Source organism: Mycolicibacterium sp. MU0053, from assembly GCF_963378095.1.
GTDB lineage: Bacteria > Actinomycetota > Actinomycetes > Mycobacteriales > Mycobacteriaceae > Mycobacterium > Mycobacterium burgundiense.
The window spans coordinates 3,213,302-3,238,491 of record NZ_OY726397.1 but is presented as its reverse complement, the minus strand read 5'-3'; the positions used below and the strand labels follow the sequence as shown (position 1 = coordinate 3,238,491).

Below are 25,190 nucleotides of genomic sequence, written 5' to 3'. Positions count from 1 at the left end.
GTCAGGCGCGGGACCGCGATCCGAGGTCGGTGACCCCGTCCGGCGGGAGCCCCGCGGCGTGCTCGAGTACTTCGCAGAAGGCCTGGACGTGGGTGCCCAGATCCGGGGTCAAAGCGGTCCACGACGCGCGCAGTTCCAGCTGATGGGCTCGCGGCGGACCGGAGATGTCGCCGTAGCGCACCGAGGTCGTGGACGTCACCGTCCCACCCAGGGCGGTGAACTGTTCGGAGCGCGACTCCAGGGCTTCCACCAACCAACTCCAGGCCACCTCCGGAAGCAATGGGTCCACCGCCTCGCTGGAATCGAGGTCAGCCTGAATATAGGCGACCAGGCGCATGGTGCCGGACCAGGCGTCGGCACCATCGGGGTCATGCAGCAGGATCAAGCGGCCGAATGCGTCGCCCTCGGACTGCTCGGGCACCACCGCGAGGTCGGGTTGTTTGACCTCCGCCCCCACGGCATAGCTGTACGGCGCCAGCCGCTGCGGTGGGCGGATGGGGCCGAGTTCGATCTCCGGGCGGACAGCCACGTCGCTCATCGCAGCTACCGCCGCGCGGAATTCTGCCGGGTCGCCGGACGTCACGACGATTCACGCTAGCCCTGTTGGCCCAGCTACGGGCGCAGGCGCGCCGGGCGCCGAGTCGACGATCCCGCGCTGGGGTCCCCGCTTGCAGGGGCGGAACGCGTGCGGAGGTGGAGCGAGCCAATTTCGCTGTTTTGGCCCCTTCCGAGCTGCGATGGCAGCATGAAAGCCGATGAACACCCGCCGTGAGCTACCCGATTCGCCGTATCTGGCTGCCGTCAGCGGCCGCACCCCCCGCCACCTGCCCGTTTGGTTCATGCGGCAGGCCGGTCGATCGCTGCCGGAGTACCGCGCGCTGCGGGAACGGCATCGCAGCATGCTGGAATCCTGCTTCAATGCGGATCTGGTCACCGAGATCACCCTGCAGCCGGTCCGACGCCACGGCGTGGACGCGGCGATCCTCTTTTCCGACATCGTGGTGCCGCTGCGGGCCGCCGGAATCGACCTGGACATCGTCCCCGATGTGGGCCCGGTGATCGCGCACCCGATCCGCACCAGCGCCGACGTGGCCGGGGTCAAGCCCCTGGAAGCCCATCAGGTGGCGCCGGTGACCGAGGCGGTGACGAACCTGGTCGGCGAGTTGGGTGAGGTGCCGCTGATCGGCTTTGCGGGCGCACCGTTCACGCTGGCGTCCTATCTGGTCGAGGGCGGTCCCAGCCGCAACCACGAGCACACCAAGGCGATGATGCACGGCGAACCGGCGACCTGGCACGCCCTGATGGAGGCGTTGACCGGCGTCACCGAGGAGTTCCTGCGGCTGCAGATCGCCGCCGGCGTCGACGCGATCCAGATGTTCGACTCCTGGGCCGGGGCGCTGTCGCTGGCCGACTACCGCGAGCACGTGCTGCCCTACAGCACCCGGGTGTTCGCCAGCCTCGCCGACACCGGCGTGCCGATGACGCACTTCGGCATCGGCACGGCGGAACTGCTGGGCGCGATGTCCGAGGCACTGGGCGCGGGGCCGGCGCGAGTCGTCGGCGTCGACTGGCGCACCACGCTGACGGCGGCGGCCGGGCGGGTCGGACCGAACCGGGCACTGCAGGGCAACCTCGACCCGGCCGTGCTGATGGCCGGCTGGGACGCCGTCGAGCGGTGCGCCCGCGGCGTCGTCGAGGACGGCCGGGCGGCGATCGCCGCCGGGGCCGCCGGCCACGTGTTCAACCTCGGTCACGGTGTCATGCCGGCCACCGATCCCGGCGTGCTGACCGACCTGGTGGCCTTGGTGCACTCGTTGTGAGGTCGCCGTGACGGCCGCGTACTGCATCGTCGGCGGGGGCATCTCGGGTCTGGTCGCGGCCTTCCGACTGCGCCGGTTGGTGGGCCCGGAGGCCTCGATCACGGTATTCGACCCCGCCGACCGGCTCGGCGGGGTGCTGCGCACCGAACGGGTCGCGGGCCAACCGCTGGACGTCGGTGCCGAGGCGTTCGTCGTGCGCCGCCCCGAGGTCCCGGAATTGCTGGCCGAATTGGGTTTGGCGGCAACCCAGGTCGGCACCACCGGGATCCGACCGCTGCTGTACTGCGGGGGCCGGCTGCATCCGCTGCCGGCCGAGACCGTCAACGGGATTCCCAGCTCGGCGGCCTCGATGAGCGGGCTCGTCGGCGACGACGTGCTGGAGTGGATGACGGCCGAGCCGTCGCGTCCGATGCCGTGGCGGCCCGGCGCCGACCCCGCGGTCGGCGACGTCGTGGGGGACCGGTTCGGCGCGCAGGTGGTCGCGCGCGCCGTCGACCCGATGCTGGCGGGGGTGTACGCGGGTTCGGCCGCGACCATCGGGATGCGCGCGGCGGTACCGACCGTGGTGGCCGCGCTGGACCGCGGCGCCCCGAGCCTGACCGCGGCCGTGCGGTCCGCGCTGCCGCCCACCACGGGCGCCCCGGTGTTCGGTGCCGTCGCGGGCGGCTACGAGGTGCTGCTGCGGGCGCTGGTGGAACAGAGCGGGTTGAGCTGGGTGCAGACCACGGTCGAGGCCGTGGCCGCCGACGGGCCCCGCTGGATGGTGCGCGACGACGAGGGCGCACACTTCCGGGCCGACGCGGTGATCCTGGCGCTGCCCGCGCCGCGGCTGGCCCCGCTGGTGGCCTCGGTGGCGCCCCGCAGCGCGGCCGCGGCGGCCAAGGTGGCGACGGCGTCGTCGGCGGTGGTGGCGCTGGCGGTGCCGGGCGGCACCCCGCTGCCGCAACGCTCGGGCGTGCTGGTGGCGACCGGTGAGCGGTTGCACGCCAAGGCGCTGACGCTGTCGAGCCGCAAGTGGGGCCGCGGCGGCAACGCCGAGTTGCTGCGGTTGTCGTTCGGCCGCTTCGGCGACAGCATCGCCCGCAGCGCCTCCGACGACGAGTTGTTGGCCTGGTCGCTGCGCGACCTCGGCACGATCTTCGACATCGAGGTGGACCCCGTCGACGTGCGCGTGCAGCGCTGGCTGGACGCGATGCCGCAGTACGGTCCGGGCCACGCCGCGATCGCGGCCGAGATCCGGGCCGGGCTGCCGCGCGGCCTGGCGGTGGCCGGCAGTTACCTCGACGGCATCGGCGTGCCGGCCTGCGTGGCCGCGGCGAGCCGGGCCGCGGCCGAGGTGGCCCGGTGGGGGTCGCGTTAGTCTCCGGTGGCACGATGGAGCCATGGCCAAGTTGGATTATGACGCCCTCAATTCCATGACGAGATACATGATGATCTCGGTGTTCGCCGCCCAGGCGGAGGCGTTGGAGCAGGACCGTTCCGCCGTCGTCGAGGAAACGTCGACGTTCCTCAAACAGCAGGAAGACAACGGCGTGGTGGTTCGCGGTCTGTACGACGTGGCCGGTTTCCGCGCCGACGCGGACTTCATGATGTGGACGCATTCCGAGCGGGTCGAGTCGCTGCAGGCCACCTACCGGGATTTCCGCCGCACGACCCTGGGCCGGGCCAGCGACCCGGTGTGGAGTGTGGTGGCCTTGCACCGCCCCGCCGAATTCAACAAGAGCCACGTCCCGGCCTTCGTCGCGGGCGAGGACCCCGGCGACTACATCTGCGTCTACCCGTTCGTGCGCTCGCTCGAGTGGTACCTGCTGCCGGACGAGGAGCGTCGCAGGATGCTCGTCGAGCACGGCATGGAGGGCCGCGAGTACCCGGATGTGCGGGCCAACACGGTGCCGGCCTTCGCGCTCGGCGACTACGAGTGGGTGCTCGCGTTCGAAGGCCCGGACCTGGCCCGCATCGTCGAATTGATGTGGAAGCTGCGCTACACCGATGCGCGCCGCCACGTGCGGGAGGAAACGCCGTTCTACACCGGGCCGCGGGTCAGCCCCGAGCAGTTGATCAACGCGTTGCCCTGATCAGAGCTCCGTGGCGACCAGCCGCAGCGAGATCGAGTTGATGCAGTAGCGCTGGTCGGTGGGCGTGGGGTAACCCTCGCCGGTGAACACGTGGCCGAGGTGGCTGTGGCAGCTGGAGCACAGCACCTCCACCCGGCGCATGCCGTGGGAGTCGTCGGGACGCAGGATCACCGCGTCGGACTGCGACGGGTCGAAGAACGACGGCCATCCGCAGTGCGAATCGAATTTCTCTGAGCTGCGGAACAATTCGGCGCCACAGGCCCGGCACTGATAGACGCCCTCGGTGTGGGTGTCGACGTATTCGCCGACGCCGGGGCGTTCGGTGCCGGCCTGGCGTAGCACCGCGAATTCCTCGGGGGTCAGCTTCTGACGCCACTCGTCGTCGGTGAGGGCGACCTTGGCGGGCGGAAGATCCGTCGGCTGGGTGCGGGTCATGCGTCCACGCTAGCGCGCGGCCGCTCCGGCGTCATCCAAGCTGGGTCAATACCCTGATCAAGACGTTGGTCGGCCTTGGCGTCGAGGTAGCGGAAGTACAACACGCAGAACACCACGATCAGCAGCAGCGACCAGCCGTAGGTGATCTTCATGTACTCCAGGTACCGACCGGTGGTCGGCCAGTGCCAGAGCAGGTAGCGGTCCATCGTCAAGAAGCCGTAGATGGCCAGCCAGGCCGGCCAGTTGTGCAGCACCGAATTGCGCAGCACCACCGTCATCAGGAACGGGAACAGCATCATCGAGTAGTAGGCCTGCCCCAGCGACAGCACCAGGTAGGACGCGGTCAGCAGCACCCCGGACGACGTCAGCATCCAGAACAGCGGATCCCGGGTCCGGTAGTAGCGGTACAGCAGGTAGAGGCTGCCGATTGCCAACAGCAGGAACAGGATTCGCAGCGTGAGTATCAGCCAGGTCGGCAGGCCGTAATACACGCCGTTGCCCAGGATCGAGGAGTTGAAGTAGTCCCGGGTGCCCAGGATGTAGGGGATGGTCCGGTGCACGAAGTTCATCGGGTCGGCCACCAACGGCCACGCCACGGCGTTGAATGCCAGCGGAATCCCGAAGGCGCCGACCAGCGGCCGCCACTGGCGATTCAACACCGGCAGCAGCAGCAGCGGCGCAAGCGAGGGTTTGATCACCAGGGTCAGGCCGATCGCGACGCCCGCCAGCCATTCTCGACTGGTCCGGCCGTCCAGCAGCCAACGGAAGAACAAGACCCCGGCCAGCAGCATGCAGCCGTTGATGTTGGTGAAGACCAGGGTGCTGGTCACCGATTCGGTGACGTACATCGCCAGCAGTAGCGCCGGCGCGGCGACGGAGGTCAGCGACAGCTTGAACAGCCGCAGCAGGAAGTAGGCGGCCAGCAGGATCGCCACGGTGTTGAACGTGATGTACCAGTAGCGCGAGGCATCGACCGGGAGATACGCGAACGGCGCCAGCAGCAGGGTGCCGCCCGGCGGGTACAGGTAGTGCGGATCCACGAAGTCGAAGTTGCCGGTGTAGACCGGCAGGCCCAGCTTGAAGTTGACGACCGCGGTGTACACCGGCCCGAAATCGTCGGTGATGTAGCCGTTGGTGGCCAGCACATAGGTGCGGTGGAAGATCGACATGATCGCGATGGGCCACAGGATCGAGCGCAGGACGTCCGCGGTCCGCGGCGCGCTGGTGCGCGGGCGAAAGGCCGCGAGCAGGGCGTTGCGCGGGCCGTGATGGGTCGAGTCAGGTGCCGTCACGCACCGCAACCTACACCGACGCCCACCTGGGACGTATCAGGCGGGGCAGAACGTGTCGGTCGAGGGAGTCTCGCCGGTGTCGAGGTAGCCGCGGACCGCGGGCATGGCGCAGGGGGAGTAGATGCTGGCGCCGTGCCCGATGCCCTGCCACATGACGCGTTTGCCGGTGGCGCCGGCGTTGATGATGGTGGCCGCGGTGGCGGCCACGCCCTCGGAGCCGACGATCGGATCGTTCTGCACGCCGAGCAACAGGACGTCGATGTCGAGGTCGTTGGGTTCCTTCGGGGCCTTGCCGCTGGGCCAGTTCAGGCACTTCACCAGATCGAGCGCGCCGACGGCGCCGAACTGCGGGTACACCTTGGGCCAGGCGACGACGAGTTCGCGCACCCGGTTCGGGGTGGGCCGGTGCAGGGCGTCGCTGCAGCGGTTGATGAACTGTCCGTCCGATTCCCGCAGCGCCTCGGAGCGGTTGATCAGATCCATGATCGGTCCGTCGTCGCCGCCGCGCGCCGCGGCCAGCGTGTCGGCCAGGGCGGCGGTCGAGGCGACCCGGTCGCCGTCGGGAAACCCGAGCGCGGTCACGATCGCGGTGCTCAGCGCGGCCACCGAGGCGCCGCCGGGTCCGCGGCCGTTGCGCGCCGCGTTCATCAATGCGTCGACGGCGCCCTTGGGATCCGGTCCGAGCGCGCAGTTGGTCGCCGCGCACTGGGTCGCGAAGGCCTCGAGCGCGGCCTGCTGTCCCCGGACGCGTTGTTCGGCGGCGGCCTCGGCGCTGATGCCCAGTGGCAGCGGGGAATCGAGGATCAGCCGCGCCACCTTGTCGGGGTGGGAACCGGCGTAGGCCAGCGCGACCTGGGCGCCGTTGCCGACGCCGAGCAGCGCCAGGGCGGGCACATCCCAGAGGCTGCGCAGCCGCTCGAGGTCCTCGGCGGCGTGCGCGTTGTCGTAGGCGGAATCGCCCGGCGCGATGATGTCGGTGCAACTGGTGGTGGCGGTCATGGTGATCGCGCCGAGGTTCGCGACGGGGTCGTCACCGGGTTCGAACTGGGTTTGGTCGCGCATCTCCTGCCGGTCGAACAGGTCGCGGCAGTCCACCGCGCTGGAGCGGCCCATCCCGCGGCGGTCGACCGCGACGATCGGGTTGGTCTCCAGCACGTCGGCGCCGGCGCGGGTGAGCCATTCCGGCAGCAGCCGGGAGGTGGGCAGGTCGGTTCCGGTCGTGAAGACCACCGGCCCGGCGTCGGCCGGGGTCCGGTCGGACTGGGCGCGCACCACGCCGACGGTCAGGCTGCCGGCGGCGCCGCTGATGGTGTCGAGGTCGGCGTCGTAGGTGGCGCAGTCGAGTTGCACACCGGGCGGGGCCGCCACCCCGGCGTCGTCGAACACCCGGGACGTGCACTCCTGCCACGCCAGATCGGTCTGCGGCGCGGCGATCGGCGGTGGGCCCGCCGGGGCCTCGGGGGTGGCGTCGGACTCGCTGACGTTGCGGTCCCGCTGGGTGGCGTACTGCGGGTCGGCGCCGATGAGCGGCGCACAACCCGCGACGAGTGCGATCACCGCGACGAGGATCGTGGCGAACGGGGCCGGCCGATGCATGCCGCCAAGAGTAGCGAGAGCCGCGAGCGGGGCGTCGCTCACGCGGTCCGCACGTAGCGGGCGTACAGGTAGCCGTCGTCGTCGGCCAACAGATGCGCGCGCCGCAGGTCGGTCTGCACCGGCGCGAGCCCGGTGGTGATGCGGGGCGCGTGGCCACCGACGAGGACCGGGGCGACGGTCAAACACAGCTCGTCGAGCAGCTTCGCCTCGATGAAGCTGCCGTGCAGTCGCGGGCCGCCCTCGGTGAGGACCCGCAGGTGGCCGCGGTCGGCCAGCGCGGCCAGCACCATGGCGACGTCAACGGCGGTCTTGTCGCTCGTGGAGCAGTCGATCACCTCGGCGGCCGCGCCGAGGCGGGTCCTGGTCGACTCGAGCGCGGTCGCCGACGTCAGCACGAGCGGGACCACCTCGCTGTGGGTGAACACCTTCATGTCGCGCTCGAGCGCGCCGGTTCCGGTCACGATCGCGATCGGCGGCACCTCGGCCTGCCCGCGGGCCTGCCGCGCCTGCCGGGCCCCCACCGACATCTGCGCGCCGCCGTAGTTTTCGACGCGCACCGTGCCGGCGCCGACGACAATCACGTCGGCGAGTTGGCGCATCAGCGCGAACAGCACGCGATCGCCGGCGGCACCGAGACCGCCCGACTTGCCTTCGGCGGTCGCGGCCCCGTCGATGCTGGCGATGAAGTTGGAGCGAACCCAGCAGCGGGTCAGCGCGTCCGGGTAGGCGTACAGGTCGCCGAGGCGGTGCTCGTCAACGGTCTCGGCCCCGCCGAGGAGTGTGAGCTGCATCCCAGCAGCGGGTTGGGCCATGAGGACGATTGCAGCACGTGGCTACAGTTTCTGCCATGGTCGCCCCCCGCCTTGTGGATCGGCATCCGACGGTGTCGCCGGAACGGTTGATTGCGCAACTGGTCCCGCCGCCGACATTCGTCGATGTCAGCTTCGGTAGTTATCAACCGGATCCCGCCGAGCCGTCGCAGGCCGACGCGGTGATCGCGTGCGGGCATTTCTGCGAGGAGGCGCTGACCCGGCGCGCCGGAAAGAAGAAGCTGTTCGGCAAGCGCGAGGTGCTTCCGGGCGTCGGCGTCTACCTCGACGGTGGCTTCGGCGTGGGCAAGACGCACCTGCTGGCCTCCACCTACTTCGCGTTGGCGGCCTCCGAGTTCGGGGGTGACGGTGCCAAGGCCGCGTTCGCGACCTTCGGTGAACTGACCCAGCTGGCCGGCGTGTTCGGGTTCACCGAGTGCATCGAGTTGCTCGCCGACTACGTGGTGGTGTGCATCGACGAGTTCGAGCTCGACGACCCGGGCAACACCACCCTGGTGTCGCGGATGCTCTCGCAACTGGTGGAGCGGGGCGTGTCGATCGCGGCGACCTCCAACACGCTGCCCGAGCAACTCGGCGAGGGCCGCTTCGCCGCCCAGGACTTCCTGCGGGAGATCAACACGCTGTCGCAGATCTTCACGACCGTGCGCATCGAGGGGCCCGACTACCGGCACCGCGGTCTGCCCCCGGCGCCCGACCCGTTGACCGATGCGCAGGTGGCCGAGCGGGCCGCCCGCGTCGAGGGTGCCACCCTGGATGAATTCGACGCCCTGTGTGCGCATTTGGCGACCATGCACCCGTCGCGGTACTCGACGTTGATCGAGGGTGTGCAGGCCGTCTACCTGACCGGGGTGCACGCGCTGGACGATCAGAACGTGGCGCTGCGGCTGGTGTCGTTGACCGACCGGCTCTACGACGCGGGCATCCCGGTGGTGGCCTCGGGCGAGAAGCTGGACACCGTCTTCAGCGAGGAGATGCTGGCCGGCGGGTACCGCAAGAAGTACCTGCGCGCCACGTCGCGGCTGCTGGCGCTGACCGCGGCGGGCATGGAGACGGGTTAGGCCGGCCGCACCATCACAAAGTCGTGTTCGATCCGCGAGCCCAGCGGGAAGGTCTTGGTTCCACTGACCGTGAATCCGTGCTTGGCGTAAAACCGTTGGGCCCGTACGTTTTCCTGATTGACGCCTAGCCAGACGGTGCGGGCGCCGAATCGCCTCGCCCGCTCGAGTGCGGCGCGCATCAGGGCAGCCGACACCGTGCCGTCGTGGGCATCGGGCAGCACATACATCTTCGACAGCTCCACCGCGGGCCGCTCGCCGACCGCCCGCTGCACGTCGGGGTCGTCGGGGACGCCACGAATCAGCATGGTGTAGCCCAGGATCGGGCTGTCGTCGGTGCGGGCCACCAACACCGCGCGATCGGCGTCGGCGATGTATGCGGCGAACCGCTCGGCGGACAGTTGGGTCGCGATGAACTCGGCGATGTCCGCGGGGCCGGATTCCGGCGGGCAGGCCAGCGGGAAGGTGCGGGCCGCGACGTCTGCGAGTTCGGCCAGTTCGTCAGGGGCCGAGGTGGCCGCGACGACGCGGCAACTCACCTCAGACGTTCCACTGGGCCAGCCGGATTCCGCTCTCCTTGTCGGTGATCACCACGTTGGTGACGAGGTCGCGGTAGCAGTCCCAATACACGAATCCGGCGACGGTGGCACCCTCGGGGGCGTTGCGGAGGTTGTTCATCAGACCTTCGGGCCCATCGCTGTTCCGCGGCCGGTAGGCGTCGCCGGTGGGGGTGACGCCGTTGAAGACGAAGCTCGTGGCCATCGCGTACGGGTTGGGCACCCGGACCGCCTGCACCACCACCTGCGCCTTCCACACCTGATGGCGCGGTGGCCGGGGCGGATACCCGAAGCCCGGTGGGATCTCCGAGGGCACGATGGTGCCGACGGTGACGTCCGCCACCAGGTCCCCGTACTGCACCCGCAGCGTGTCGCCGATTCGGCCGATCGGGATGTCGGCGGCGGCGGCGGTCGGCAGCAGCGGCGCCGCCATGCCCAGGGCGGCGGCCACGAGCATGGCCAGGACGGTGCTAAACCAGCGGCGCATGCCACGAATAATGGCACATCGGCCCATGCTCATCGCGAGTTGTCCGAAAAGCCCGGCGTCAGGGATTCGTCTGCGTCAGCGCTGCCAGCGCCGCGCCGAGGTCGGCCTCGAACGTCTCCTTGTCGATCCCGACCCGGTGCAGCGGACCCGGTTCGGGAAGATCGTTCTCGCACTCGAGTAGTGCCAGCAGCAGGTGCTCGGTGCCGATGTAGTTGTGGCCCAGGCGCAGTGCCTCGCGGAAGGTGAGCTCCAGCGCCTTCTTCGCGGCGCTGTTGAACGGGATCAACTCGGGCGACTCGGCGTCGCCGGGCGGCGCCTGAACCAGACGGGCCAGTTCGGCGAGGTCGATCTGCCGGCGCTGCAGGATCGCGATGGCCAGGCTGGTGCGGTCGGCGAGCAGACCGAGAATCACATGGTCGGTGGAGATCTCGCTGTTGCGGGTCTGGCGGGCGGCTTCCTGGGCGGCGACGACCGCATTGCGGGCGCGGGGGGTGAAGCGGGTGAATCCCTCGTTGGGGTCCATGGTTTCGGCTTTGGGCACGAAGCGCTTCTGGACGGCCTGCTTGGTGACGCCCATGCATTTGCCGATCTGGGTCCAGGAGGCACCCGAGCGGCGGGCCTGGTCCACGAAGTGTCCGATGAGATGGTCGGCGACCTCGTCGAGGTGTTCGGCGGCCAGGACGGCGTCGGTCAGTTGGTCGAGCGCGTCGGTGTGCACGGACCTGATGGCCTGGATGAGGGTGTCGAGGCTGACCGACGCCGCGGGACGAGGTGCGTTCATGCGACAACCCTAGGTTGACGATCCCGCAATCGTCAACCCTGGGTTGTCGACCGCGATTCCCTCGCCGAGGGCCGGTGGTTAAGATCCGGCCTTGTGCCCGACGACCTTCCCGTGGCGCTGACCGACGAAGTCTCGGTAGCGCTGACCTCAGTGGTGCGGCTGACGCTGCCCGCGGAACGTTGGCCCGCCGTGGCCGAGGTGGTCCACCGGATGGACGATTCGGTGTGGACCGGCGATGAGAAGGCGCTGCGTGCCGATCTGAAGAAGCTGCGGTCGGCCGTCATCGGGACGGCGCCGCGGCCGCGCCCCGGCGAGGGCGCCGCGCCCGTCGTGAACCCACTGTCGTACCGGACCACCGATTATCTGGGGCGCACCCCGGTCCGCTGGATTTCGGCCGTGCTGATCGCCGGGGCCGCGCTGCTGGCCATCTTCATCGTGTTTCTGATGGTGGTGCTGGCCCTCGGCGCGCCCGACGGCGATCCGACCACCGCGCCGTCCACCTCCGTCAGCGCCCCGGCGGCCCCGGCGCAGGAGCCCGCGCCGCAACCGGAGACCTCCAACGGAGGGGTGTATGTGGTCAGCATCGGCATCCTGGTGCTGGCCGGGATCGGCGGCTTCGCCTTGGTGATCTGGCGACGCCGGGTGCGTGCCCGGCCCCGGTTGGCGCCCGAGCCGTCGGGCGAGCCGATCGAGTTCAACCTGGCGCACTCGGCCGACCGCGACCGCGTACCGGCCGACATCAAGGAGTCGGTGGAGCGGCTGGTGGCCGAATTGGCGCGGCGGCGCGACCCCTAGCTAGATGCCGACCGGCGCCGGCGGAGGCGGCGGGGGCGGCAGCATCGCGTCGGCCGGCACGAACTGCGGTCCCGGGGGCGGCAGTGGGGGAGCCGGCGGCGGCGGCAACATGGCGTCGGCGGGCACGACCTCGGGGCCCGGCGGCGGCAACGGCGCAGGCGGGGGCGGTGGCGGAGGCGGCGGCATCATCGTGTGCGCTTCGACGAAGATCGGCGCCGGCGGGGGCGGCAGCATGGGGTCGACGGGCGGCTCGTTACCGGCGAGCTCCTGGGCGGGCAGGTGCATGTGCTTGGTGAACTGCGGCTGGTACGCGCCGCCGCCACCGATCTTGACGCCGCCGCCCTCGCCGCTGGAGACCGGGGTGCCGTCCGGAAGCGTGACGGCGGTGTGGCCGCCGTTCCATCCGATCACCAGCGAGTCGGGTGCGGTGCCGTACTTGAAGCCGCGGGCCAGCAGTGCGCGCTCTTGATTTCCGGTGTGGAAACGGTCGCCGTAGATGGGACGGCCGGTCGCGGCATTGGCGACCCAAGATGCCAGGCCCGAGCAGTCGGTGCCGTTGGGCGTATCCCCGCCGGGAACATACGGCGTGCCCGACACCTGGTTGACGAGAGTCAACAACGTGGCTAAAGCAAACATGCGCCGGGACGTTAACAACATGTTTTCCGTGGCCGCAAAATTTGCGCCGCCGGTTACATATGCCAGGTTATGTGACGTGGATTACCCAGATTGCGGTGCCGAAAAAGCAAAATCAACCGCCGATCGGGCTCCGGCAAGGTAGCTAAAGTACCAGGTAAGGCGCGGTATCCCAAGGCGACATGCGGCGGGCACTGCCGACTCGGTCATTCGCGGTAAAACTAGCTGCATTTGGGAAATTATGTTTGCTGAAGTTGCAGAAGTGTTACCTAGGCCATAGTTTGGGGCCATTTTCGCGGCCGGTCCGTGAGGCTTCTGTTGCCGTTTCGAGGTCGTGTCAAACGTCGGTCGGTGCGCACCGCATTCGACCGAGTCACACCGCCGGAGGGAGTCGGGAACCTAGGCTGCCGTCCATGTCGATTGACCGTGCGGCGCTGGCTGTGGGAAGTATCCGGCTGGCCTCTGGGGTGTCGTTCCTGCTTGACCCACTGCGGGCCAACAGGTGGTGGGGTGAACCCGAGGATCCCGGGCCCTCGGCGCGGTTGCTGCTGCGATCGATGGGTTACCGCGACGCGCTCATCGGGGGCCTCCTATTAGGGGCGGGGCTTCGCGGCCGCGATACCCGCGGCTGGTTCCTGGCTTCGGGCGGCGCCGATGCCGCCGACCTGCTGGGTGGCTGGAGCGTGCACGGCGACCTCAAACGCGGACAACAGGTGATCGGCCTCGGCGGTGCCGTGGTCGGGATCGGGGTGGGGTTGTGGGGTGCGACGCGGCGGCGGCCTGCGCCGGTCGGATCGCACGAGACCCAGCCAGCTTGATCCGATTGTGAACTGGCAAAGACTGGCTCCAATTCCGTTGACATATAAGGAAGTTGGAGCAACCGCCGGTGAGCTACCGACTGGATATCACCACGTTCGTCGCGAGGCGCCGATCGGCGCGGGCCGACACGTCTTCGAGGAGGCCGGGGCCAAGCTGATGAGTTGGGAAATGCAGCGACGCGCCGGTGTCCTGAAAGGTGCATCGGCTCCGAAGGCCGAGCCAGGAGCAATGGTGAAGGTGGGTGTTGGGCCGCTGTCTGGTGTGTGCCGAGTGGTCTACGTGGTCGACGAACCGAACAGGTGCGGCTTCGCCTACGGAACGTTGCCTGGCCATCCCGAGTCAGGGGAGGAGTTCTTCGGCGTCCGTTTCGATGCGGCCGACGGCACCGTGTACGCCCAGATCGTGGCGTTTTCGCGGCCGTGGCGGTGGTGGTCCAAAGCCGGTTCCCGGATCGCCTCGGTGGTCCAGCGCCGCATCACAGACAAGTACCTGGCTGCATTGGTGGCCGGGAGCTGAGTCTGGGCTCAGAACCAGCACTTGGCGAGCAACTCCAGCGAGCGGTCCCGGACGGCCGGGTCGAACGCGTAGGTGACGGTGATGAGTTCGTCGGCACCCGTGCGTTCCACGAACTCCCGCAGCTGCGTCGTCACGGTTTCCGGGGAACCCACCGCCTTGATCCGCAGCATCGGTTGGTCCCGTCCGCCCTGGGCGGCGAGGGCCTCCGGATCCACCGGCGGTTGGATTTTGCGGCGCCGGTTGCGCTGGATGTCGAGGAACATCTGCTCGAGGACCGTGAACTGGCGCTGTGCTTCCTCGTCGGTGTCGGCGACCATGACGTTGATGCCCGCCATCACGTAGGGCTTGTCGATCTGCGCGGTGGGGGCTTCGGTGGAGAACACCTCGCGGTAGGTGCGGATGGCCGCGTCGAGCTGGTCCGGTGCGAAGTGCGACGCGACCGAGAACGGCAGGCCCAATTGGCCGGCGATGGAAGCGCCGTTAACCGTCGATCCGAGCACCCAGATGGGCACCTCGGTCCCGGCGGACACCGCGGACACAATCGGCGAGCTGTGCGCGGTGCCGGTGTTGCTGAACCAGCCCTGCAGGTCGTAGATGCTCTGGGCGAAGGCCGGCGGCTCGGCCGACGAGCGGCCCAGCGCCTGCGCGGTCATCATGTCCGTGCCCGGAGCGCGCCCCAGACCCAGATCGATCCGGTCGCCATGGATGTTGGCCAGGGTCCCGTACTGCTCGGCCACCATCAGCGGAGCGTGGTTGGGCAGCATCACCCCGCCGGAGCCGACGCGGATCCGCTCGGTCACCGAGGCGGCCTGCGAGATCAGCAACGCGGTGGCGCTGGCGGCGAGATTCGGGGTGTTGTGGTGCTCGGCGAACCACAACCGGCGATAGCCCAGCTGCTCAGCGAGACGTGCCGATGCCGTCGAGGCTGCGATCGCGCCGCGGGCGGTGGAACCCTCGGGGATGGGGACCAGATCGAGAATGCTCAAGGGCACAGACAACTGAGCCGGTTTCCTTTCGCGTGGAAGTGGTTGCACATCTTGGTGATAACGATCGTCGGGTGCGAATCGTTCCCTGGTGAGATCGCTTACGAGGACGCGCAAGTACGCGCATACTTCCGAGGGTGACCCCGCTACAGCGCTACATCGCCGAGGAGGTCGCCACCGATCACGTCGACGGGCTGTTGTCCAGACGGGAAGCGATCCGGCGGCTGGCATTGCTCGGTATCGGCTACTCGGCGCTGGCCATCGATCTGCTCTCGGGCGACGGCGGGACCGCGAGGTTCGCCGACCCCGCCGAGGCCACCGCCGCGCTGAGCAAGATACCTCCGGAACAAGCGCTGGCCGACCTCGAATCGGGCATTGCCGAACTGCAGCGACGGATCCCGGACAAGAAGGTCGCCGTGGTCGGGTTCTGCATGGGCGGCGGATTTGTCTGGCGGCTGCTCGCGGCCGGCGTCCCGCAACTGTCCGCCGCCGTTCCGTTCTACGGCCCGACACCGGAGACTCCGAACTTCTCCGGCTCCAAAAGTGTTGCGGTTCTGGCTTTTTACGGTGAACGAGACCAACGCGTCAACGCAACGAAGCCGGTTGCCCGAGCCGCGCTGGCGCAGGCGGGTCTGGTCTACGACATCGTCACAGAACCCAACGCCGACCACGCCTTCTTCAACGACACCAACCCGGACCGCTATGACGGTGCCGCTGCGGAAGACGCCTGGCGCCGGATGCAGGACTGGTTCAGGCGGTACGTGGACTGACCCTCGAACCGCGATGGGTGGCGCTACGTCGACGACGGCGGCGCCGAGGTGCTTCTCGCCGGTGGACAGTCGAAGCGACGCCAGCCGCCGAGTGGCTAGAAGATTCGGGTGGGCGGTGGCCCCGCCAAAGTCAGCTCTTGTCTTCGGCGCGTCCCGTCCCAGGCGTATGGGCTGGCCCCACGCCGCCGTCTTCTTTCTCGGGCGCGGGTTTGTCAGCCCGCGCATCGGTGTCGCCTTTGGTTCCGAAGCCGCCCGCCTCGCCGGAGCCAGGGCGTGGGTTCGTTTCGCTGTTTTCGGTGCGGTCCTCGTAGGGCGGGATGGCTGAACCGGTGTCTTTTGGGGGAAGGGTTCCGGTGCCGCCATAGGTTTCGGCTGCGTCGGGGTTGCTCAATGGAGCGTTGGCGTCTTCGTCTACCGTGCCTGCGGGTCGGTCCGCGGGTCCGCCGCCGGGTTTGTTTGAACCGGTGTCGCGTTGTTGCGGTTCTTCTGCGTGTGTCATCTCAACCACATCTCCTAGACACCCGACGCGGGTTGCGGCGGGGTCGTCAGGGGGTACCCGGGTGGCCGGCGCTCGTCACGGAGTCCGTGCACCTAAATCTGCCCGCAACCAGTGAGCGGTGATGGGCCGATTCGGACCCAGTGACCGTTCACGACGATGCGTGCCTCCGCGCGCGACGGCGGCGAAGGTTACTGGCCCTGAATGGCGGCGGCGCCGTAGCGTCTCGCGCCATGAATCAATGGGGATGGGTGCTGATCACCGAAGACGGTGCAATCCGGTATCCAGGGTGTCGGCCCGTAAGCGGCTTTCGCGTCGGTCGGCCTAGACGTAGGCGGCGACACCCTCACGGGTGACCGTCGCTATTGGTTGGACCCCACCCTGGTGGCCGGGCCTCCAATGCCGACAGTCCACACTCGATCGCGATAACGACCCGCTGAAGACGTTCATCAAGGGCAGCTCGACGACGAGTAATTGCAGGAGGAGGGGGCTACTGCCGCTTCGCCGCGTCGGGCTCGAAGACCTGCAACAACAATGGTGCGCGATACTGGGATTGAACCTGTATCTTGGCGTTCTCTCGGCTAGTCGGCTGACCAGCCACAACAGGCTCTCTACCTGCTGATATTTGACACAGTACCCACCGGAATCTACGGAATCAAGTATCATTTTCATGCAACGGGCCAAGCTCTTATTGCCCATATATTGCCCAAACCGGTGGATGGGACACGCATGGCGAAACGACAGGCAGACGACGACAAGCGGGAACGGCGCAGCTTCGGCAGGATCCGCAAACGCTCATCCGGCCGCTGGCAAGCCGCCTACACCGGTCCGGACGGCATCGTGTACCCGGCGCCGTCCACGTTCGCCGCCAAGGTCGACGCCGAGGCGTGGCTCACCGACCGCCGCCGCGAGATCGACCGCGAACTCTGGTCCCCGCCGGCCACCACTGAGCAGACCAAGAGAGCCAACAAGAAGGCCGTAACGTTCAAGGACTACGCCGAGAAGTGGGTCGACAAGCGGATGGTCAAAGGGCAACCCCTCAAGCCGCGAACCAAGGCCCACTACGCCAAGCTGCTCGAGCAGCACATCACCCCGACGTTCGGAACCAAGCCGGTCGCCACCATCACCCGCGAGTCCGTCGACCGCTGGTACCGCAAGCTGGACCCCGACACACCAACATTGCGCGCGCACTCCTACTCACTGCTGCGGTCCATTCTCGAAACCGCCGTCACCGACGACAAGCTGATCGACGCGAACCCGTGCGTCATCAAGGGCGCCGGGCAGGCTGACCGCAAGATCAAGCCGCGACCCCTCGACCATGACGAGCTGGCCACCCTCGTCGCTGCGATGCCCGAAACACTGCGGGCTATGACGCTGCTCGCCGCCTGGGGCGCACTGCGATTCGGTGAGTTGGCGGAGCTGCGCCGCGGCGACATCGACGGCGACGTGGTCAAGGTGCGCCGCGGTGCCGTGCGCCTAAAAGGTCAGTGGATCGTCGGCTCACCGAAGTCCGACGCCGGGATCCGCGATGTGGTGCTGCCGTCCAACATGATCGACGCGCTGAATCACCACCTCGCAACCTACGTCGACAAACGCAAAGACGCGCTACTATTCGCTGCCGCCAACGGGGGACACCTGCAGCCATCCACCCTGTACCGACACTTCTACAAGGCCCGTACCGCCGCCGGCCGCGAAGACCTCCGCTGGCACGACTTACGCCACTCCGGCGCGGTGCTCGCAGCGCAGACTGGCGCCACGCTCGCCGAACTCATGGCGCGACTGGGACACTCGACACCGCAGGCCGCGCTGCGCTACCAGCACCAGGCGCAGGGCCGCGACCGCATCATCGCCGAACGGATGGCTGCGGCGTTGAAATCGCCGTCCCCGTAACGCCAAGTCTCGAAAGCTTTTGAGAATGTGCTCAACGACGGACCTCCTTGCCATATAAGAAAATCCGCCCGTCGCGCGTTGGCTCATTGTCTTCATCGTTGGCATGCCGTACCTCGACGACGCGCCCGGCGACGCAGAGTCGGGACATTCTTAGAATTCAGTTGCCGCACGGGTGCTGACCAGCAGTTTCACCGAAAACCGAACACCGCTACTTGTATACGTACTGGGTACTACCGCTCGAGGCCGCTCGAGGCCGCTCGAGGTTGCTCGAGGTTGCTCGAGGCCCAGCCCGCCATACCCGGAATGTTAAGAACCGCACGCTTTTCCGGCTTGATGGTTCGTTCTACGTCACCCAACTGTTTTACGGTCTTTTCATGACGAACCCGACAGTTGCGGAAAGCTTGCTGACTCTCCAGCAGGCCGCCGCCTACCTCAGCATCACTGATCGCACCGTGAGGAATTACGTTGCGCGCGGCCTCATCCCGGCGCAGCGCGTCGGTCCGAAGCTGCTCCGCATCCGGCAGGCCGACCTCGAATCCTTTGCTGGCTCCTAGGCTGCCGCCGGCGAAAAATTTCCCGAATCGAAATGGGAGTACATGACACCCACAAAAGAAAACCGCCCCGCGGGCAACGGGGCGGATTCCAGAACAACCGGATGCAACCACTATATCCACGGACTCAGACAACGGCGCGCCGCAACCTACCGACTCCCGGTCCTCGACTGCGGATGCACCGATCCCTGGACGTGCCGGTGCACCACCGCCGAACTGACAACCGACTCGGCCGTGGCCGCAGCCGACCACCTCACCAGGCACGGCCTCGCGCCGCTGTTCGGGATAGGTCAGGGCCGCGCACTGTGGCGTTGCGGGCACCGCGACCTCGCGGTCCTCTGCGTACAGCAGGTGAGCGCATGACACGAAGCCATAAGATCAAGAACTCCCCGGAACAGATGATCGAGGAGATCGCCGCGCACATCGGCGGTTACGCCGACATCATCGACCACGCCGCAGGCGCAGACATGTCCGCACTCATCGCTGCGACCAACAGACTCCGCAGCAAGGCTGCCGCATCGAGCCAACCCGAGCTGCTGTCCGGGTTGCTAAACGCCGCTGACCTCGACGGCATGACATTCCCGGACCTGGAGCAGCATGTACCTGGCCTAGTGGTCGAAGGGTTCACCCTATTTGTCGGGTCGCCCAAGGTGGGCAAGTCCTGGCTCGTAGGCGACATGGCTTGCGGATGCGCCTGTGGCGGAAAGGTCCTCGGCGGCATCAACGTCTCGGCACGCCCCGTCCTGCTTGCATCACTGGAGGACAGCAAGCGTCGCCTGCAATCACGACTGCAGAAGATTAGGCGCGGCCAACCACTTCCGAAGAACCTCGACGTGCTCACCGAGGTACACCCCAAGGTCCTGCTCGCCACTATCGCCGAATGGCTACAGCGGCACCATGACTCGGCACCGCTGGTCATCCTCGACACCCTCGGCAAGGCACGCCAACAGACCGCAGCCAACGCCAACCAATACCAGGAGGACTACGGATTCGCAGGTGCCATCAAGGCGGTAATCGACGAGACCCCCGGAGCCGCACTCATCGCGGTACACCACACCCGCAAGCAAGGTGCCGACGACTTCCTCGACACCGTATCGGGCACGCAGGGCATCGCCGGCGCGGCCGACTCGGTTCTGGTCCTTGCGCGGAAACGCAAGTCCGACGAGGGGATCCTGTCGGTCACCGGCCGCGACATCGAGGAGAACGAGTACGGCGTCAAGACCGAAGGCGGACTGTGGTCCCTCGACGGACAAGACATCCTCGACGCAGCCGCCACCATCGAGACGCGCCGGGAACGGGCAGCGGAGAACAAGTTCGGTGACCGAAAGCTCGAAGCTGTCAAGTTCGTCAACGGACGTGAGACGACCACGCCGGCCGAGCTGGCCGAGCACCTGGGCGTGAGCAACCAAATCGCAGGCACTCGACTCAGCGAGCTGTACAACGCCGAGGTCATCGCCAAACCCAAGCACGGTGTCTATGCCCCACTACCCCGTGAAAGCCGTGAAACCCGTGAAATCGCAGGTCATGGAACTACCGCCCCACCAGCAGATTCACGACTTTCACGGGATTCACGGCCCAACGTCACACCGCTATTCACAACACGAAATGGAGACACCCATGACTGAGATCCCATCTGACGCATACATCGTCGGCGACGACGGACTGCCCATCGGTCACATCAACATCGACCAACTCACCAGCGACGCCACCCTGATGATGTACGAAATGGCCGCAAGCGCAGGCGATGACGCCGCCACCGACCAGGTAGCCATCCGATGGTCCGGGACCCACGATCCTGACTACTTCGGATACCTCGCCGCCGCCGCGCTGTCCCTGATAACCCGAAACATCCTGGCGCCCGTGCTCGATGCCGCCGCAGCTGTCGGCCTCGACCTGCGCCCCGGACTTAACCGGGCCAGCGACGACGCCCACCGCGACCTCGAAAGGAACTGACCATGACCGACCGCACACCCTTCGTCCGAGGCATGACGACCCGCGCCCCCGACGAACTGGCGTTACGCCCCGACGATGACGGCATCGATGCCTGCATCGGCATGTCCATCACCCCCGAAGGCGAACCCGTCCCACACGTCCACCTGGTATTCCGCGACCCGTTGGCCGGCCCCATCAACATCGCCCTCGACGTCCGCCTCGGCCACGCCGAACGCATCCACGGCCAGCTACAACGACTCCTTGCCGCGGTCTACCAGCCCGACGAGCACCCCGAAGACGCCGCGCAGATGGAGACATTGCTTCACGACTTGATCCAACGCGCCAAAGGACGCAACCAGTGATCGCCCGCCCGTGCGCTGGATGCGGTGAGGTCATCGCCGCCGGGAGCTGGTGTCGGGACTGCCGACCCCAGCGTGCCGACACTCCACCACGCGACCACCCTGCCTACGCCAACGGCGCACGCTGGAAAGCACTCTCGAAGCGGATACGCAAAGCGTCCCCATTCTGCGAGCAGTGCGGATCCGGGGACCGACTCCAAGTCGACCACGTCGTCCCGCACGGCGTGGCCCCCGAGTTGGCGTTCGCCGAGGAGAACTTGCGCGTGCTCTGCGCCCTCGACAACAACCGCCGCCAGAACACCTACACCCACGACGAGGCCCAGCACGTCCTAGATCGCCTCACAGCGGCCTACAACCGCCGACCCACCCGCAAAGGCCGCGAGCGCATCGCCGCCGCCGAGCGAGCCTGTGACCAGGGGGGATACCCCGAACCGGTCCGCGTTCCGACGGCCGGTAAGGCGCACAGGGCAATGAAGACGACAATGATTGTCGATAAGAGGGTGCCCGATGCGGTCGGGTAACAAGGGAAAGCTCGAAAACGCCGATGTGCCGTTGCCGTTCAGGCCGCGCAGCGAGGTCGAGTCGGAGCGGTTCGCGAAGTTCTGCGAGAAGTTCATCCGGGTGCCGAAGGGCACCGGCGCTAAGGGTGCGTTCCGGCCGCGGGATTGGCAGATGGATATCGCGTCCGACGTGCTCGACAGCGGTGCTCGCACGGTCGGCCTGATGCTGCCGCGCGGGTCCGGGAAAACGACGCTCAACGCCGCGATTGCCCTCTATGTGTTCTTCTGCTGGGGCGAAGGTGCCAACGTCGACGTGTTCGCTGTCGACGAGCGCCAGGCCGGTCTGGCATTCTCCGCGGCGAAGCGCATGGTCGAGCTGTCCGAGGATCTGTCGTCGCGCTGCTACGTCTACGCCGACAAGTTGGTGCTGCCGTTGACTGACAGCACGTTTCAGGTGATGCCTGCCTCGCCGGCTGCTGCCGAGGGCAGGGACAGTGTGTTGACGATCTGCGACGAGGCCGGGGTGATCAACCGGGACTTGTTCGAGGTGGTGCAGCTCGCGGCCGGCAAGCGGGAACGGTCGGTGCTCGTGGCGATTGGCACGCCTGGCCCGAACCTCGATGATCAGGTGCTGCTGTCGCTGCGCGATCACCACCGAGACCAGCCGGAGGACACGTCGCTGGTGTGGCGGGAGTACTCGGCGGCCGGGTTCGAGGATCATCCTGCGGATTGCACGCACTGCTGGGAGCTGGCGAATCCGGCGCTGGATGACTTCCTGCACCGTGATGCTCTCCATGCGTTGTTGCCGCCCAAGACGCGGGAGGCGACGTTCCGGCGGGCACGGTTGTGTCAGTTGCCGATTGATGTCGACGGCGCGTTCCTACCTGCCGGTGTCTGGGACAGCTTGTCCACAACTGAGCCGGTACCTGACGGGGTGGACGTGGTCCTGGCCCTCGACGGTTCGTACAACGGGGATACCACCGCGCTGGTCGTCGCCACCGTCTCACCGGAACCGCACTTCGATGTGGTGCGGGTCTGGGACCCCAAGGGTGACACGGATTACCGGGTGCCCGTCGCCGAGGTCGAGCAGACCATCCGGGAGGCGTGCAAGCGGTGGCGGGTGCAGGAAATCTGCGCAGACCCGTTCCGGTTCACCCGCACCCTGCAGGCGCTGGAAGCTGAGCGGCTGCCGATCGTGGAGTTCCCGCACTCACCGTCCCGGTTGACCGCGGCCACCACCGATTTGTACAAGGCCTGCGTCAACGGCGCGCTGACACATTCCGGGCATCCCACCCTGGCCGCTCATGTGGCGGCTGCGGTGATTCGGGAGGACCCGCGGGGGATGAGGTTGGACAAGGCGTCCCGGTCCCGGCACGCCCGCAAGATCGACTGCGCCGCCTGCCTTGTCATGGCGCATTCACGTGCCACCTGGCGCGCCACCAAGAAGAAGAAACGAGCGAGAGGCTTCAAACGATGACCGACACACTGACTGCACTACTTCAGAAGCTGGACGAGAACCGGCCACGCTACAGCGACTTGGAGCGCTACTACACCGGGAGACAGCCACTGTCATTCCTTGCCCCAGAAGCGAGGGAGGCGTTGGGTTCCCGGTTCGCCCGGATGTCCTCGAATCTGCCGCGCCTGGCGATCACCGCCTTGTCCGAGCGGCTACGGGTGACCGGATTCAACGGTGTTGACGTGTACCAGGATTGGCTACGGTGTGACCTCGATGAGCTGTCTCGCACCGCGCACCGCGAAGCACTACTACTCGGTCAGTCCTACCTGATCTGCTGGACGGACGCCTACGGCCGGCCGCTGGTGACCGTCGAGTCCGCGCATCAGATGACCGCACTGCGCGACCCCGGCAGCCGCCGCCTCACCCACGCGATCAAACGGTGGGAGACCGCGACGACGACCGAGGCCGTCCTGTACGGGCCGGAGGTGATCACCCGGTACCGGGCCAACCAGACCGGGGCCACCACCGCCGGGTTCAAGGTGGTCGACGAGATCGCCAACCCGCTGGGCGTGGTCCCCGTGGTGCGGCTGCTGAACTCGGATCGGATTCTGGACGAGGGTGTCTCGGAGATCGACGACATGATCCCGCTCGTCGATGCGCTCAACAAGCTACTTGCCGACATGCTCGTCTCCAGCGAGAACGCTGCACGTCCTCGCCGGTGGGCTTCTGGCATCGAGCTCGAAGAAATCCCGATCCTCGACGACGACGGCGAAGAAACCGGAGAAACCACGTCAGTTAACCCGTTCCCGGAGAACGACAAGATGATGATCTCGGAAAACGACTCCAGCCGCTTCGGTTCCATCGACGCGGCCGACCTGGCCGGCTACGAGCGTGCGGTTGATGTCATCACTCAGCAGATCAGCGCGGTATCTGCACTTCCGGCGTCGATGCTCGGCATCACCCACAGCAATCCCAGCAGCGCTGATGCGATCCGGGCCGCCGAGGCCGGACTGACTGCCCGCGCCGAGGCACGGCAAGCTCAGTTTGGCCGGTCCTGGGAGGACCTCGCAAGACTCATCGTCGGGGTGCGAGACGGCGCGGACCCGCTCCAGGTCGATGTGCGGGTGGAGTGGGCCGACCCATCGACCCGCAGTGTGGCCCAGGAGGCCGACGCCGTAACCAAGTTGTTCGCCGCCGGCCTGCTGCCCGCCTCCTACGCCTTGAAGCGACTCGGCTACTCCGATGACGAGGTGGCCGAGATCCGCACCGCGCGCCGCGCCGAGGCCCTCGACGCCCAAGCCATCGACCTGACCCGGCTCGTCGGATGACCCCGTACCAGGAAACGCTGCTGGCGCTGGCCATCGAATCAGAGTCCGCGGCCATCTCGTTGTGGTGGCAGGTCGATGACCTCGGTGACGACCTGTTCCGGGCATCGCTGGCGGCCATCGTGGCCACCTACAACGCGCGCGCCCAATCACTGGCCGAAGTCGGATTCGCCGCCGAGGCGTCGGTTGCCACCCGCACCGCGGTCCCAGTCCTCGGCCTGCCCGTCCGCGACGACACCGCACGGCTGGCCAAGGCCGCCACCACCGTGCTGGACGTGGCCCGGGCGTCCGAGGTCCCCGAGAACATCATCGGCCGGCTGGCACGGGCTGAGCCGCTGAACACCGCGGCCCGAACGTATTCGGAGTCGGTGCGGGAATCCACCCTGACCGAGGGCTGGACCCGCGGCATGGACGCCGACCCCTGCCAGCTCTGCCGGTGGTGGTGGCGGGAGGGCCGGACGTGGCCCAAAGCGCATCCGTTCCAAACGCACACCGGATGCGCGTGCGTCCCGCGGCCCGTGTGGGCCAAGGGAATCAGAGAAACGCTCTACACCAAACAAAGGAGAGTCGCATCATGACCGACGAGACAACCGTGGTCGACAGCGCCACGGACGACGACCTGGCCCACGAGGGTGACATTTCAGATGCGACCCCCGAAGGGTCGGATCTGGAATCGGACCCCGACGGTGACCCCGAGACGTTCCCGCGGGCCTACGTCGAGCAGCTCCGCAGCGAGAACGCCAAGTATCGGCAACGTGCGGGGGAGGCTGACTCCCTCGCAAACCGTTTGCACGTCGAGCTGGTGCGTGCCACCGGCAGGCTCGCAGACCCGACTGATCTGCCGTTCGACGCCGAGCACCTGGAGGGGGACAACCTGTCCCTCGCTCTCGACGAGCTGCTGGCATCGAAACCTCACCTGGCCGCGCGCCGCCCCACCGGAGACATCGGCCAGGGAATGTCGGGGCCAACCACTACCGTCGACCTCGCCGCCATCCTGCGCGGCAAAGCCGGATAAAGGGGAGACAAATGGGCGACACCTACGGGAACACATGGGACGTACTTTGCAAGACGATCGGAGCTGCCGAAGGCAAGAGCAGCGGCTTCTTTCACCACATCGATCATCTGACGATTGATCAGCAACTCAAAGTCGCTCAGATTGGCGCGCTTCTGTCGATTTCCGAAGAGCTTTCTGCGATCCGCCACCAGGGCATTAACCCGGAGTTTGATACGGATTAAT

The 25,190-nt window shown here is 67.5% G+C and carries 30 protein-coding genes; 19 read left to right on the top strand and 11 right to left on the bottom strand.

Translation table 11 applies throughout. The features are described 5' to 3' along the window. Position 1: 1 nt before the first annotated feature. Positions 2 to 538: a DUF3000 domain-containing protein gene (locus RCP80_RS15125; protein ID WP_308482858.1), complete on the bottom strand. Its 537-nt coding sequence runs from the start codon at positions 536 to 538 to the stop codon at positions 2 to 4. 217 nt (positions 539 to 755) lie between these two features. Between RCP80_RS15125 and hemE the strand changes: the two genes are divergently transcribed. Genes hemE through hemQ form a run of 3 tightly spaced genes read left to right on the top strand, consistent with a single transcriptional unit; the run spans position 756 to position 3,895 of the window. Then, on the top strand, positions 756 to 1,820 hold the full coding sequence (hemE, locus tag RCP80_RS15120) for a uroporphyrinogen decarboxylase (protein WP_308478449.1): 1,065 nt from the start codon (positions 756 to 758) through the stop codon (positions 1,818 to 1,820). A 7-nt stretch (positions 1,821 to 1,827) separates the two neighbouring features. After that, complete coding sequence (locus RCP80_RS15115; RefSeq protein WP_308478448.1) at positions 1,828 to 3,180, top strand: protoporphyrinogen oxidase; 1,353 nt, start codon at positions 1,828 to 1,830, stop codon at positions 3,178 to 3,180. A 22-nt stretch (positions 3,181 to 3,202) separates the two neighbouring features. Further along, complete coding sequence (gene hemQ / locus RCP80_RS15110) at positions 3,203 to 3,895, top strand: hydrogen peroxide-dependent heme synthase (RefSeq protein ID WP_308478447.1); 693 nt, start codon at positions 3,203 to 3,205, stop codon at positions 3,893 to 3,895. On the opposite strand, the gene msrB is transcribed toward hemQ, so the two are convergent. From msrB to RCP80_RS15090, 4 genes are read right to left on the bottom strand one after another with little or no spacing between them, the layout of a single operon-like run. After that, positions 3,896 to 4,330 (bottom strand): peptide-methionine (R)-S-oxide reductase MsrB, encoded by a 435-nt coding sequence (gene msrB / locus RCP80_RS15105; protein WP_308478446.1) that lies wholly within the window; start codon positions 4,328 to 4,330, stop codon positions 3,896 to 3,898. Next, a complete protein-coding gene (gene aftC / locus RCP80_RS15100; RefSeq protein ID WP_373693352.1) occupies positions 4,327 to 5,631 on the bottom strand; it encodes an arabinofuranan 3-O-arabinosyltransferase in 1,305 nt (434 codons plus the stop codon). Before aftC ends, msrB begins: the two co-directional genes overlap by 4 nt. Before the next feature lie 27 nt (positions 5,632 to 5,658). Continuing rightward, positions 5,659 to 7,218 carry an alpha/beta hydrolase gene (locus tag RCP80_RS15095; RefSeq protein WP_308478444.1) on the bottom strand — a complete coding sequence of 520 codons (1,560 nt, stop codon included), beginning with the start codon at positions 7,216 to 7,218 and terminating at the stop codon, positions 5,659 to 5,661. A gap of 38 nt (positions 7,219 to 7,256) precedes the next feature. After that, complete coding sequence (locus tag RCP80_RS15090; RefSeq protein ID WP_308478443.1) at positions 7,257 to 8,030, bottom strand: pyrimidine reductase family protein; 774 nt, start codon at positions 8,028 to 8,030, stop codon at positions 7,257 to 7,259. 35 nt (positions 8,031 to 8,065) lie between these two features. On the opposite strand from RCP80_RS15090, the gene zapE reads away from it, so the two are divergent. Beyond that, positions 8,066 to 9,106, top strand: a complete 1,041-nt coding sequence (gene zapE, locus RCP80_RS15085) for a cell division protein ZapE (RefSeq protein ID WP_308478442.1) — start codon at positions 8,066 to 8,068, stop codon at positions 9,104 to 9,106. Here zapE and RCP80_RS15080 read toward each other — a convergent pair. The 3 genes from RCP80_RS15080 to RCP80_RS15070 are packed head-to-tail and all read right to left on the bottom strand — an operon-like array spanning position 9,103 to position 10,928. After that, positions 9,103 to 9,642, bottom strand: a complete 540-nt coding sequence (locus tag RCP80_RS15080; RefSeq protein ID WP_308478441.1) for a GNAT family N-acetyltransferase — start codon at positions 9,640 to 9,642, stop codon at positions 9,103 to 9,105. The genes zapE and RCP80_RS15080 overlap by 4 nt on opposite strands. 1 nt (position 9,643) lies before the next feature. After that, positions 9,644 to 10,147: a DUF1942 domain-containing protein gene (locus RCP80_RS15075; RefSeq protein WP_308478440.1), complete on the bottom strand. Its 504-nt coding sequence runs from the start codon at positions 10,145 to 10,147 to the stop codon at positions 9,644 to 9,646. 58 nt (positions 10,148 to 10,205) lie between these two features. After that, entirely contained in the window at positions 10,206 to 10,928 is a 723-nt protein-coding gene (locus RCP80_RS15070) for a Clp protease N-terminal domain-containing protein (protein WP_308478439.1), read from the bottom strand. 93 nt (positions 10,929 to 11,021) lie between these two features. On the opposite strand from RCP80_RS15070, the gene RCP80_RS15065 reads away from it, so the two are divergent. Further along, positions 11,022 to 11,723 (top strand): CATRA system-associated protein, encoded by a 702-nt coding sequence (locus tag RCP80_RS15065; RefSeq protein WP_308478438.1) that lies wholly within the window; start codon positions 11,022 to 11,024, stop codon positions 11,721 to 11,723. On the opposite strand, the gene RCP80_RS15060 is transcribed toward RCP80_RS15065, so the two are convergent. After that, positions 11,724 to 12,359 carry a peptidoglycan endopeptidase gene (locus tag RCP80_RS15060; RefSeq protein WP_308478437.1) on the bottom strand — a complete coding sequence of 212 codons (636 nt, stop codon included), beginning with the start codon at positions 12,357 to 12,359 and terminating at the stop codon, positions 11,724 to 11,726. A 410-nt stretch (positions 12,360 to 12,769) separates the two neighbouring features. Between RCP80_RS15060 and RCP80_RS15055 the strand changes: the two genes are divergently transcribed. Both RCP80_RS15055 and RCP80_RS15050 read left to right on the top strand, forming a co-directional pair. Next, the gene (locus RCP80_RS15055; RefSeq protein WP_308478436.1) at positions 12,770 to 13,174 is read left to right on the top strand and encodes a DUF4267 domain-containing protein; all 405 of its coding nucleotides are present in this window, start codon (positions 12,770 to 12,772) and stop codon (positions 13,172 to 13,174) included. A 37-nt stretch (positions 13,175 to 13,211) separates the two neighbouring features. Beyond that, entirely contained in the window at positions 13,212 to 13,691 is a 480-nt protein-coding gene (locus tag RCP80_RS15050; RefSeq protein WP_308478435.1) for a DUF1990 domain-containing protein, read from the top strand. An 8-nt stretch (positions 13,692 to 13,699) separates the two neighbouring features. On the opposite strand, the gene RCP80_RS15045 is transcribed toward RCP80_RS15050, so the two are convergent. Beyond that, complete coding sequence (locus RCP80_RS15045; RefSeq protein ID WP_308478434.1) at positions 13,700 to 14,689, bottom strand: LLM class flavin-dependent oxidoreductase; 990 nt, start codon at positions 14,687 to 14,689, stop codon at positions 13,700 to 13,702. A 122-nt stretch (positions 14,690 to 14,811) separates the two neighbouring features. Here RCP80_RS15045 and RCP80_RS15040 point away from each other — a divergent pair, with 122 nt between their 5' ends. After that, complete coding sequence (locus RCP80_RS15040; RefSeq protein ID WP_308478433.1) at positions 14,812 to 15,444, top strand: dienelactone hydrolase family protein; 633 nt, start codon at positions 14,812 to 14,814, stop codon at positions 15,442 to 15,444. A gap of 130 nt (positions 15,445 to 15,574) precedes the next feature. Here the strand turns inward: RCP80_RS15040 and RCP80_RS15035 are convergent, their stop codons facing one another. Further along, a complete protein-coding gene (locus RCP80_RS15035) occupies positions 15,575 to 15,943 on the bottom strand; it encodes a hypothetical protein (protein WP_308478432.1) in 369 nt (122 codons plus the stop codon). Between the two features lie 726 nt (positions 15,944 to 16,669). On the opposite strand from RCP80_RS15035, the gene RCP80_RS15030 reads away from it, so the two are divergent. From RCP80_RS15030 to RCP80_RS14980, 11 genes are all read left to right on the top strand, one after another. Beyond that, positions 16,670 to 17,830, top strand: coding sequence for a tyrosine-type recombinase/integrase (locus RCP80_RS15030; protein ID WP_308478431.1), 1,161 nt, complete (start codon positions 16,670 to 16,672; stop codon positions 17,828 to 17,830). A gap of 374 nt (positions 17,831 to 18,204) precedes the next feature. Continuing rightward, the gene (locus RCP80_RS15025; protein ID WP_308478430.1) at positions 18,205 to 18,384 is read left to right on the top strand and encodes a helix-turn-helix domain-containing protein; all 180 of its coding nucleotides are present in this window, start codon (positions 18,205 to 18,207) and stop codon (positions 18,382 to 18,384) included. Between the two features lie 356 nt (positions 18,385 to 18,740). After that, positions 18,741 to 20,006: an AAA family ATPase gene (locus tag RCP80_RS15020; protein ID WP_308478429.1), complete on the top strand. Its 1,266-nt coding sequence runs from the start codon at positions 18,741 to 18,743 to the stop codon at positions 20,004 to 20,006. After that, positions 19,999 to 20,334 (top strand): hypothetical protein, encoded by a 336-nt coding sequence (locus tag RCP80_RS15015; RefSeq protein WP_308478428.1) that lies wholly within the window; start codon positions 19,999 to 20,001, stop codon positions 20,332 to 20,334. The genes RCP80_RS15020 and RCP80_RS15015 overlap by 8 nt, the downstream gene beginning before the upstream one ends. Before the next feature lie 2 nt (positions 20,335 to 20,336). After that, a complete protein-coding gene (locus RCP80_RS15010) occupies positions 20,337 to 20,675 on the top strand; it encodes a hypothetical protein (protein ID WP_308478427.1) in 339 nt (112 codons plus the stop codon). Next, a complete protein-coding gene (locus RCP80_RS15005) occupies positions 20,672 to 21,193 on the top strand; it encodes an HNH endonuclease signature motif containing protein (protein ID WP_308478426.1) in 522 nt (173 codons plus the stop codon). Before RCP80_RS15010 ends, RCP80_RS15005 begins: the two co-directional genes overlap by 4 nt. Next, the gene (locus RCP80_RS15000) at positions 21,180 to 22,649 is read left to right on the top strand and encodes a terminase TerL endonuclease subunit (protein ID WP_308478425.1); all 1,470 of its coding nucleotides are present in this window, start codon (positions 21,180 to 21,182) and stop codon (positions 22,647 to 22,649) included. Before RCP80_RS15005 ends, RCP80_RS15000 begins: the two co-directional genes overlap by 14 nt. Further along, positions 22,646 to 23,956 (top strand): phage portal protein, encoded by a 1,311-nt coding sequence (locus RCP80_RS14995; RefSeq protein WP_308478424.1) that lies wholly within the window; start codon positions 22,646 to 22,648, stop codon positions 23,954 to 23,956. Before RCP80_RS15000 ends, RCP80_RS14995 begins: the two co-directional genes overlap by 4 nt. After that, positions 23,953 to 24,531, top strand: a complete 579-nt coding sequence (locus RCP80_RS14990) for a hypothetical protein (RefSeq protein ID WP_308478422.1) — start codon at positions 23,953 to 23,955, stop codon at positions 24,529 to 24,531. Before RCP80_RS14995 ends, RCP80_RS14990 begins: the two co-directional genes overlap by 4 nt. Next, positions 24,528 to 24,968: a hypothetical protein gene (locus RCP80_RS14985; RefSeq protein ID WP_308478421.1), complete on the top strand. Its 441-nt coding sequence runs from the start codon at positions 24,528 to 24,530 to the stop codon at positions 24,966 to 24,968. Before RCP80_RS14990 ends, RCP80_RS14985 begins: the two co-directional genes overlap by 4 nt. A gap of 11 nt (positions 24,969 to 24,979) precedes the next feature. Beyond that, positions 24,980 to 25,189: a hypothetical protein gene (locus RCP80_RS14980; RefSeq protein WP_308478419.1), complete on the top strand. Its 210-nt coding sequence runs from the start codon at positions 24,980 to 24,982 to the stop codon at positions 25,187 to 25,189. Position 25,190 lies beyond the last annotated feature (1 nt).

Excerpts from the sequence above, each read along its gene's own strand:
- RCP80_RS15125 (WP_308482858.1), bottom strand. The coding sequence starts at position 538 with ATGAGCGACGTGGCTGTCCGCCCGGAGATCGAACTCGGCCCCATCCGC.
- hemE (WP_308478449.1), top strand. The coding sequence starts at position 756 with ATGAACACCCGCCGTGAGCTACCCGATTCGCCGTATCTGGCTGCCGTC.
- hemQ (WP_308478447.1), top strand. The coding sequence starts at position 3,203 with ATGGCCAAGTTGGATTATGACGCCCTCAATTCCATGACGAGATACATG.
- msrB (WP_308478446.1), bottom strand. The coding sequence starts at position 4,330 with ATGACCCGCACCCAGCCGACGGATCTTCCGCCCGCCAAGGTCGCCCTC.
- RCP80_RS15095 (WP_308478444.1), bottom strand. The coding sequence starts at position 7,218 with ATGCATCGGCCGGCCCCGTTCGCCACGATCCTCGTCGCGGTGATCGCA.
- RCP80_RS15090 (WP_308478443.1), bottom strand. The coding sequence starts at position 8,030 with ATGGCCCAACCCGCTGCTGGGATGCAGCTCACACTCCTCGGCGGGGCC.
- zapE (WP_308478442.1), top strand. The coding sequence starts at position 8,066 with ATGGTCGCCCCCCGCCTTGTGGATCGGCATCCGACGGTGTCGCCGGAA.
- RCP80_RS15075 (WP_308478440.1), bottom strand. The coding sequence starts at position 10,147 with ATGCGCCGCTGGTTTAGCACCGTCCTGGCCATGCTCGTGGCCGCCGCC.
- RCP80_RS15070 (WP_308478439.1), bottom strand. The coding sequence starts at position 10,928 with ATGAACGCACCTCGTCCCGCGGCGTCGGTCAGCCTCGACACCCTCATC.
- RCP80_RS15060 (WP_308478437.1), bottom strand. The coding sequence starts at position 12,359 with ATGTTTGCTTTAGCCACGTTGTTGACTCTCGTCAACCAGGTGTCGGGC.
- RCP80_RS15055 (WP_308478436.1), top strand. The coding sequence starts at position 12,770 with ATGTCGATTGACCGTGCGGCGCTGGCTGTGGGAAGTATCCGGCTGGCC.
- RCP80_RS15035 (WP_308478432.1), bottom strand. The coding sequence starts at position 15,943 with ATGACACACGCAGAAGAACCGCAACAACGCGACACCGGTTCAAACAAA.
- RCP80_RS15030 (WP_308478431.1), top strand. The coding sequence starts at position 16,670 with ATGGCGAAACGACAGGCAGACGACGACAAGCGGGAACGGCGCAGCTTC.
- RCP80_RS15025 (WP_308478430.1), top strand. The coding sequence starts at position 18,205 with ATGACGAACCCGACAGTTGCGGAAAGCTTGCTGACTCTCCAGCAGGCC.
- RCP80_RS15020 (WP_308478429.1), top strand. The coding sequence starts at position 18,741 with ATGACACGAAGCCATAAGATCAAGAACTCCCCGGAACAGATGATCGAG.
- RCP80_RS15015 (WP_308478428.1), top strand. The coding sequence starts at position 19,999 with ATGACTGAGATCCCATCTGACGCATACATCGTCGGCGACGACGGACTG.
- RCP80_RS15010 (WP_308478427.1), top strand. The coding sequence starts at position 20,337 with ATGACCGACCGCACACCCTTCGTCCGAGGCATGACGACCCGCGCCCCC.
- RCP80_RS15000 (WP_308478425.1), top strand. The coding sequence starts at position 21,180 with ATGCGGTCGGGTAACAAGGGAAAGCTCGAAAACGCCGATGTGCCGTTG.
- RCP80_RS14995 (WP_308478424.1), top strand. The coding sequence starts at position 22,646 with ATGACCGACACACTGACTGCACTACTTCAGAAGCTGGACGAGAACCGG.
- RCP80_RS14990 (WP_308478422.1), top strand. The coding sequence starts at position 23,953 with ATGACCCCGTACCAGGAAACGCTGCTGGCGCTGGCCATCGAATCAGAG.
- RCP80_RS14985 (WP_308478421.1), top strand. The coding sequence starts at position 24,528 with ATGACCGACGAGACAACCGTGGTCGACAGCGCCACGGACGACGACCTG.
- RCP80_RS14980 (WP_308478419.1), top strand. The coding sequence starts at position 24,980 with ATGGGCGACACCTACGGGAACACATGGGACGTACTTTGCAAGACGATC.